5 protein-coding genes and 1 tRNA gene are annotated in these 9,061 nt (G+C 45.0%); 2 read left to right on the top strand and 4 right to left on the bottom strand.

Annotated features, from left to right (window positions below; translation table 11 throughout):
• The coding region (locus NWP22_RS11940) for a DUF1156 domain-containing protein (protein WP_280801928.1) at nt 1-1,149 on the bottom strand (1,149 nt) is incomplete at its 3' end.
• A 156-nt stretch (nt 1,150-1,305) separates the two neighbouring features.
• Entirely contained in the window at nt 1,306-2,607 is a 1,302-nt protein-coding gene (locus NWP22_RS11935) for a tetratricopeptide repeat protein (protein WP_271730481.1), read from the bottom strand.
• Between the two features lie 71 nt (nt 2,608-2,678).
• Here NWP22_RS11935 and NWP22_RS11930 point away from each other — a divergent pair, with 71 nt between their 5' ends.
• Entirely contained in the window at nt 2,679-3,266 is a 588-nt protein-coding gene (locus tag NWP22_RS11930) for a chromophore lyase CpcT/CpeT (RefSeq protein WP_280801931.1), read from the top strand.
• A gap of 20 nt (nt 3,267-3,286) precedes the next feature.
• On the opposite strand, the gene cpdA is transcribed toward NWP22_RS11930, so the two are convergent.
• Nucleotides 3,287-4,084: a 3',5'-cyclic-AMP phosphodiesterase gene (gene cpdA, locus NWP22_RS11925; protein WP_271730484.1), complete on the bottom strand. Its 798-nt coding sequence runs from the start codon at nt 4,082-4,084 to the stop codon at nt 3,287-3,289.
• 363 nt (nt 4,085-4,447) lie between these two features.
• Between cpdA and NWP22_RS11920 the strand changes: the two genes are divergently transcribed.
• Nucleotides 4,448-4,519 (top strand) — tRNA-Cys (locus NWP22_RS11920).
• A 239-nt stretch (nt 4,520-4,758) separates the two neighbouring features.
• Here the strand turns inward: NWP22_RS11920 and NWP22_RS11915 are convergent.
• Nucleotides 4,759-8,928: a S8 family serine peptidase gene (locus NWP22_RS11915; protein ID WP_280801927.1), complete on the bottom strand. Its 4,170-nt coding sequence runs from the start codon at nt 8,926-8,928 to the stop codon at nt 4,759-4,761.
• Between the last annotated feature and the right edge of the window lie 133 nt (nt 8,929-9,061).

Genomic DNA, 9,061 nt, shown 5'->3' with positions numbered 1-9,061 from the left:
TGCTGACAAAGCCACTTTGATCTGCTCCTCATTGGGGGGAATATACAACCGTTGCTTTTTACCTTCTGCGACAATAGCCATTAACTGAGTCTGCATTCTTCCTGCTTTCCCCTCCTGGCGGATGTGGTCAAAGGTTACTGGACTGTCACAACAAACACACATCGCCCCTCTGCGGTTAACGGTTCCCTCCCGTGGTGTTCCTTCGCCGGTTTTGACTGTAAAAGTAACTGTGGGGGGTTGGTGACTGCTATCAATTACAGGTTCTACCCAAGCTTCCTTACCCTTTTTGGTGGATAATTTAAAAGAATTTACTAAGGGCATTTGCGCCCCACAAGCGGGGTTAGGACATTTGACGGTTCGCGCCCACAACCAAGCAATTACGGTTGCTTCCCCACCGCCATGCTCTTGGGGTAGGGTGACTTTGGGGTATAAATGGCCAATGGTTTTAAAGGCTTGGTTTCGCATCCATTCGCCATAGTAGCGGACATCAGCAGCTAACCCCTGGGCGCTGTACCATTGGTCGGCTTTTAATTCTCTTTGTGCTTGGGGGTTAACGGGGGGTTGATTGGGAAATTTGGGGGGAATTTCAATGAGGGCTTTAGTAATTAGCACCGCCACGGGGTTAATATCACTACCATGGGCGACTAAACCTAGGCGTTGTCCTTCTAGGGGTATGGAACCACCGCCACAGAAGGGGTCATAAACTGGGGGTGCGTAGGTTTGTAGATATGTCAGTACTTTTGCGGGGTCTGTGGGTGGTGTTTCGTTGCGACTCCAAGCTAAACAGCGGGCGATTTCTTTTTGGGCGGTTTGGATAATTTCGGGTTTGTTGATACTGTCCCAGGATACTAAACCTTGTACTACTTGCTCTTGTTTACCTTTTTTTTCTAGGGTAGCAATTTTGCCAATGATATCAAATAGGCGTTGTCTTTCTTGTGCTTGGTCTGCTTCTGTGGGGAATTTGTCGGGGTGACTAGAGGGGTCATCGACTAGGGAAGCAAATAATACGGCTCTACAAGTGGCTGTAGGTTTTCTTGACCACCATAAATGGAGTGTGGAAGGATGTCCGTGTCTGATGGATTTTTCCCTGGCTGATTCTTGGTTGATGGCTTCTAGGGGTAGGGCGACTTCGATTAATTTTTTTATCATCAGAGTAACCAGGGAATACTAGGGAATACTTATGATATTAATTTACCTCATGGGATGGTGAATGGGGATATTGGGTGAAGTATTTCCACAAAATGATTAATTGTATTGAAGAAATGTTGAAATTTTTAGCATATGGAGATTGACGCTACCAATAGGCTAAACTAAGAAAGTACAACAATATTCCCTGTTCCGGTGTTCCCTGTTCCGGTGTTCCCTGTTCCCTGAAACTAAACAACTTTGTACCTCACGAGCATGGGAAATGCTATATTTTGAGGCTTTCTCAATCTGCTGGGTAAAGTATGTTTCTTGATGTTTGAGTTGTTGAGCCAATTCTAATCCTTTTTCAAAGGCTATGAGTGCTTGGGAATAGTCCTGAGTTTGTAAATACAATTGACCCATTTGATCATAAGCCGCCATCATGCCATAATAATTCATGGCTTGCTCTTGGGTTTCTATTAAAATTTGGCTGACTTGTAAAGCTGCGTCTGTTTGTCCTTGGTCAATATATAAAGAAATTATTTTTTGTAAAGCTTCCCCAGCCCGAACATATTGCCGCGATTCCATGGCTATAATATAAGCTTGTTGATAGTTGTTGAATGCTTCTGTGAGTAAACTAGGATTTTTTTGGGCGAGGAGTTGATAATTAGTGCCGATGGCGAGTTGCAATTCTGGTATTTTGGTCAGGTTATTTTCCTGTTGGTAAATTTTTACTATTCTCTGGAGAGTATCTATCGCTGCTTGGGGTTGTTGGTGCTGCTGGTATATATAACTTAGCTGTTGCAGATATACTAACTCCCTGGCGCGATCGCCCTGGTTAGCAGTTAAATTGAATAATTGCTCATAGGTGGCCGCAGCTTGGGGATAATCAAACCAACTCAAATGGAGTTCGCCAATTGTGGTTAGGGTTTGCAATACTGCTGCTGTATCTTGTTGCTGTTGTACTACTGTTAAAACTTGCTCATAGGCTTGTAAAGCTAATTTAGGCGATCGCACTTGCTGGTATGCTTCACCGAGCGCTCGCATTAATTCCCAATCAAAACCCTTAGCTTTTTGGGCTGACTGCTGGATAGTTTGTAGCCGCTGTGTAATATATCTTACTTGCTCCCCGTCATTTTCACCCCATGCGATCGCACCAAACCGGGACAAGGCTTTTACTTCAGCGAATACACCCAAATAGCGGCGTAACCGTATTTCCCGGTTCCAAATCGCAAAAGCTCCTGGTTGGTCTCCCCCTTGTAATTTAGCTGTAGCTTCCTGATTCAAAGCATCTAAAGCCCTCTCTAAGTTTTCCCGTTGTGGGATAGTTAACTGCTGTTTATCCCTCAAAGGCGGTAGCAGTGGGTCAGGTGTGGTAAGTTCTAGGGGATTGGGCGTAAATTGAGCCTGTGCTAGGGTAACCGCAGTATGAAACTGACAGAGGATAACTAGACTAACAGTAATATACAAGTGCCTGAGCATCGATAATTTACCTCAGATGTGATCATCCCAAGCCTTAAAATAAAGCTAGATAATTTAAATTAACATCTGTAATTACTAATTCCATGGATCTTACCACCTTAGCCCGCTGGATGGCGGCTGATTTTAGTAATCAAGCACAAGCCTTTGAAAATCCGCCTTTTTTTGCCCATATTCGCGTGTGTATGCGCCCCCTACCTGTAGAATTATTATCAGGGGTGAGTTTATTTGTCGAACAAGCCTATGATTATATGCTCAATGACCCCTACCGTGTGCGGGTGTTAAAATTGGTCAACGCTGGCGATCGCATCGAGATTGAAAACTACACCGTCAAATCAGAAGAAAATTTTTATGGCGCATCCCGTGACCTCCCACGCTTACAAACTTTAACTAAGGACTGCTTAGAAAAGCTACCAGGATGTAATATGATTGTAGAGTGGTCTGGTAACAGCTTCAAAGGTAAGGTAGAACCCGGTAAAGGTTGTATTGTTTTTCGTAAGGGACAAAAAACCTACCTAGATAGTGAATTTGAAATTGACGAACACAAATTTATCAGCCTTGACCGAGGACGGGATTTAGACACCAACCAACATATTTGGGGTTCTGTCGCAGGTCCATTTTACTTTGTCCGTCGCCAAACTTTTGCCGATGAGGTAATATAGGTAACACAAATATAGTTCAATTAAGATACTGTAGCAACTAACTCCAATGGCTGGAAATAAGGAACTCTTTCTACTGTAGTTTCCCACATCCCATTGGGGTAGAGTTTTAACAACCGAAAACCCGGGTATTTTGAGTCAATCATCAAAGTAGGGCTTTGGGTGCGGAACTGTAATCCCGTGGAGGGGGTACCCAGGTAGTGAACTTGGCCGCGTTGGCGTTGAAATTCCTGATGGATGTGACCAAATAAGACTAACTTCACCTGGGGATGGCGATCGAGAACAGCAAATAATTCTTGGGGATTTTGCAAACTGCTATGATCTAACCACGGTGAATTGACTGCAAAAGGGGGGTGATGTAGCGCCACTAAAGTGGGATGATCTCCCAATATTGTCAACTCACGGTTGAGCCGATCAAGAGTTTTACCCGAAAGATAACCATGGCTACAACCGGGAACACAAGAATCTAGTAAAATAAAATTCCACCCACCCCGCTTAAAAGACTTGCGCCGGGAAATCATCCCCATATTTAAGATATTATCCATGGCGATCGCACAGTCATTATTTCCCGGTAACCAATAAACAGGTATTCGTAGTGGGTTCAGCAGACTTTGGAGATTGTCATAAGACTGAAGATTACCATCCCCAGATAAATTTCCCGTCACTAGCAGTAGATCAAGTTCATTCCCGAATGCGTGTAATTTGTCTACAATAGCCTGGAAAGACTTTATAGTAGGCATTCCCAGCATTTTATGATTTTCCGAGCCAAACAGATGTATATCTGTGATTTGGACAATTGACATGGGAGATACTTGATTCATTTTCACTGATTATCATATTTGCTGAATATCTGATTCTGTCTTGGCAGTAACTCACCCGGTTCATACTGATCTTTAATGTCACCATAGAACTAAAAACCATCAATCAACATGGAATTTATCAAAATCTCTGAATTTTTATCCATCTTAAGAGTGAAATTGTATTTTTTTTTGTATTTTAAGTCACGCATATTTGCCAGAAATTCATCAATTCCTCACACTTTCCCTATATATCTTTATCTCGCCTTACCATCTCCTGGGGTGTTAAAATGCCATTAACCACTAAATTCCCTCAACTTGAGAAAAATTTCCTCAGACGTATGGCGTAAATTTGTGGAATGTGTTATCATCAGCAAATATGAAAGCGGCGACATAGCCAAGTGGTAAGGCAGAGGTCTGCAAAACCTTTATCCCCCGGTTCAAATCCGGGTGTCGCCTTCAAGAAGAATAGAGATTAAAAAACTCGGAGGTATGATATTATCTCCCACCGAGCATTTTTATCTATTTGTCAGTGTACCTGAGAGGTATGATATTATCTCCCACCGAGCATTTTTATCTATTTGTCAGTGTACCTGAGCTGAGAGGCGACATAGATTTTTTTACTCCCTATTCCCAGCCCTCACCAATATGAAAGTGATGGGGATAGCCCATCACTATTGAGGAAATCAACTTACTTACTACACCAGAGTAGTTAACTGCTCTAAGTGGTTTTGTATCTGCGCCAAGTCGCGGGTAGCATCAGGAGAAAGGGCTTCATGAGTTAATGCGTCTCCTGGGAAAGTACCAAACATATAACGCACTGCCATGATACCGTCAGAATAGGCTCCTACTGAACCATTGCCATCAATATCAAGGTGTCCTTGGTTGATACCTTCCTGTAAGTAAGCCTGAATTGCTACCAGGTCGCGGGTAGCATTAGGATCAATGGCTCCGTCAATTAACTCATTGCCAATAAACGAACCGAACAGGTGACGCATGAGGATGACACCATCAGACAATGCTTTTATCTCGCCATTACCGTCAATGTCCAGATTCCATCCTTGACTCACTGTAACAGAGTCTGCTGCCAGAGCGTAACCAGCGGCTGTATTACTGGAACTGAAGTTAACTTGGGTGCCAGTAAAACTATCGGTGGTAGCAAACTTCAAATCAGCTAACTTTAAGGGTAAAGGCTGATTCGGCCAGTCGCCTGTAAAGTCGTTGTATTGCAGTTGTACGAAACGATCAGTAGTCAGGTCGTTGTCAAAGTTTTCATTGTCTGGTAATTCCTTGACATCACCAAACAGGTTTGTTAGGAACAGGTCACTGGCATTGTTAAAAGTTAGCTCGCTGGAATTGTAGTGTAGGCGCAGACTAATACCAGGTAGGCTGTTATCACCAGTGGTAGTATCGTAGTACAGAGGAATTGTTACAGTTCCACCAGGAGCAGCAGATATATTGCTGCTAGATGTAATTTTTTGTGCGTTGTCTATTGCAGTGTCATCATTGAGAATGGTTCCCTCTGCAGTGTCTGTGTTGATGATGGCATCCACAGCATCAGATAAGGTCACGCTGAATCCTTCATCACCTTCATAACTAATGTCACCACTCACATCAACTATAATTTCCTTGGTGGTTTCCCCTGCTGTAAAGGTAACTGTACCTGATGGTAGTGTTGTGGTCGTTGCCGTTTCTATCAGTAAAGACCAACCCCCAGCAATTGAGCCAGAATCTCCGAAAGAGTCATCATCCATGACGTAGAGACTCCAAAGCCCATTGGGGTCGGTATTGTGGAACACTGATAAATCTGTGCCATGGCTACCTCCTGGCGCTGGGGCGGCAAAGTTATCCCCTGTGCCAATATTTGTGGGTAGATAAGTACCGCTGGTAATTTGTCCTGCATCAGGCAAATATGCTGTTGCCCCCGCATCAAAGGTTAAGGTCGTGTTACTGATACCATAGAGATATCCCACATCAGACATAAGTATGGTGGTTGCCCCTGTGGGACCCACGAGCAACACATCAATATCATCAGGCCAAGTATGCGCCAAATTCGTCAGGGTGACTGTGACATTAGTTACTTCCCCACTTAATCCTGAGACAGAAATAGTGGCAGGATAGGGATTACCCGCTCCACCAATAGGAATAGAAATGGGATCCGGATTAGTAAAAACTGGCAAGGTTTCTTCAGAAACAATTGTCCCCGTAGCTGCACTGCTACCAATGTAGCCCTCACCAGGGGTAACACTTAACTGCACCGTTTCGGCAATTTCCTCTAAGCTATCAGCTATGGGGTCAACCACTACTGCTACACTGTCGGCGTTAGCCGCAAAGGTGACTGTCCCGGTTTGCGTAGCCGAGTCGAAGGTGACATCGCTATTGGTCACCACCGTATAGTCTGCTGGGTCTGTCCCTACTGCTACGGCGTTAGCTGTTCCTGAAGCACTGAAGTTCACTGTGAGGGGACTGTCTAAACTCTCCCCGATGCGAGTGAAGGTATAAACTAAATTCTCGCTGCCATCTTCTGCCACACTTGCGGGAGAAACTGTGACACTGATAACAAAACCGGGATCACTCAGCAAGGCATTATAAACATTCAGTCGCCCCCCAGATACCGTAATCCCATTTAGAGTCTCAGTGGGGTCTACTGTCTGCAGTAACACGTCTTTCACCTGCTGGGCTGTCCAGGTGGGATTTTCTGACCATAGTAGTGCTGCGGCTCCCGCAACGTGGGGAGATGCCATGGAAGTTCCAGAAATGCTAGCGTAACTATTTCCGGGAACTGTGCTGTAAATACTTGAACCCGGCGCACCTAAATCTACTGTGGTCAGTCCATAGTTGGAGAACCATGATAGACCATCTGTGTGTGTGGTGGAAGCAACGGAGATGATATTGTCTAAATTGTAGCTTGCCGGATAGCTGGGGCTACTGTCGTTATTATTAGAATCATTTCCCGCCGCTGCAATGAATAATGACCCTGCGTCCCCGGCGGCTGCAATGGCATCGTATAGTCCTTGGCTGTAACCGCCACCTCCCCAGGAGTTGTTTGTCAGTTTTACCCCCTGGGCTGTGGCATAGTCCACTGCCAAAATTGCATTAGAAGTCGAACCAAAACCCGTGTCGTCTAGGAACTTCAAGGGCATAATCTTGGCGTTCCAAGCAACTCCTGTGACTCCCACCGCGTTATTACCTTTACCCGCAATGGTTCCAGATACATGAGTTCCATGTCCGCCTACATCCATGGGGTTGTTGTCGTTATAGGCAAAGTCCCAACCCCTGATGTCGTCTATGTAGCCGTTCCCGTCATCATCTATACCATTGCCAGCAATTTCTCCGGTGTTTGTCCAAATGTTGCCCACTAAGTCTGGGTGGGTATAATCTACTCCGGTGTCAATTACACCAATTACTAAGTCGGGGTTACCAGTTTGAATGTCCCAGGCTTCTGGGGCGTCGATGTCTGCATCTGGGGTGCCCCCTGTTTGTCCTGTGTTATGTAGTCCCCACAGGAGGTTAAAGCCGGGGTCGTTGGGAATGGTGGCGGCGGTGGTGACAATATAATCAGGCTCGATGTATTCAAATACCCGACTCTTACCGTAGGTGGCTAGGGCTGTTTCTACGGAGGTTGTCCCTGATAGTTGCCAAATTTCTGCCCCGGTGAGTCTGATGTTTTGTGTCTTGACTACTCCCAGGCTATTTTTAATTTCATTGGCTTGGGTGCTATTAACTTCTCGGTTGAATTTAACTATCAGTCGATTGGGTGCATAAGGCGATGATGGCGTGGTTGTGTCGCTTTGGCTGTTTGGTGCATAAGGCCTTGATGGTGTGGTTGTCTCCCTTTGGCTGTTGTTAATGGACGGAGTGAGGCTAAAGTCAGCAGCATCAGCCGTACCGGAAAGGGTCACCGCCCAGTTGACGGTACTTGTAGCTGTGGTGTCGCCGCTACGGGTGACGGTGAAGGTAAAGGGGGTGAGTCCTTCATTGCCTTCTGCTTGCACTGCGTCAAGAGGGGCAATGTCTAGGGTAGGTGGCACATCATCATTGAGAATAATTCCCTCTGCGGTGTCTGTGTTGATGATGGCATCCACAGCATCAGATAAGGTCACGCTGAATCCTTCATCAGCTTCATAACTAATGTCACCATTGACGTAGACTGTAATTTCTCGGTAGTTAGTGGTATCCCATGGTTCAAAGGTGAGAGTACCCCGTGGGAATACTCCCAAATCAAAGTCATCAGCAGTAGCAGGGTTGTCACCCGTACCTGTCACCGCCCAGTTGACGGTACTTGTAACTGTGGTGTCGCCGCTACGGGTGACGGTGAAGGTGAAGGGGGTTGTGCCTGTGTTACCTTCTGCTTGCACTGCGTCAAGAGGGGCAATGTCTAGTACTGCTACATTTTCATAAATTCTCAAATTACGGAATTGACCATTACCAGTAGGTGATGTTACATCATGGTCGTTGCTAAGGACGAAGTACTGAAAGTCACCTGTAAAGAAATTTCCCACTGGAATCTGGTAAGTCTGCCAACCGGAACCCGTGACGTAGTTATCAAAGTCTCTCAATCCCACATTCTGGGTTCCACTGAGTTTGAATAGCCAACTCGTGCTCAGTACATTATCATTATCAAACCCAAGTCCGTGAATTTCTCCCTCGATGGTGCTTTGGAAGTCAAATTCTAGGATCGTATCTGTGGTAATAGTGTAGTTAACGCCAAAGTCGAGTTTTTTCCAAGTGTTACCTTTGAGTTCTAATTGGGTTTGATTGTTTGTAATATTGAACTGACCGTTTCTATCTTCCGTAGCGTAGGAGGAAAGAGGGTACAGTACGCTATCACCGTTGATTTGTACAAAGAGTTTGTCAGTTTGAGTCATTTTACTTGATCATTAAATTATTTAACTCGGACGACAAAAATTAAATTACTTTAATCCTTGTCGCGCACATTTAGACCTTGAATGCTGCTTGCGGCTATTTCGGAGCAAAAAAAATAATTAATTTTTGTATCCA

The sequence above is a fragment of the Anabaenopsis tanganyikae CS-531 genome (genome assembly GCF_029891675.1).
In the GTDB taxonomy this organism is placed as follows: Bacteria; Cyanobacteriota; Cyanobacteriia; order Cyanobacteriales; family Nostocaceae; genus Anabaenopsis; species Anabaenopsis arnoldii.
This window is presented reverse-complemented; position numbering and strand designations above follow the sequence as displayed.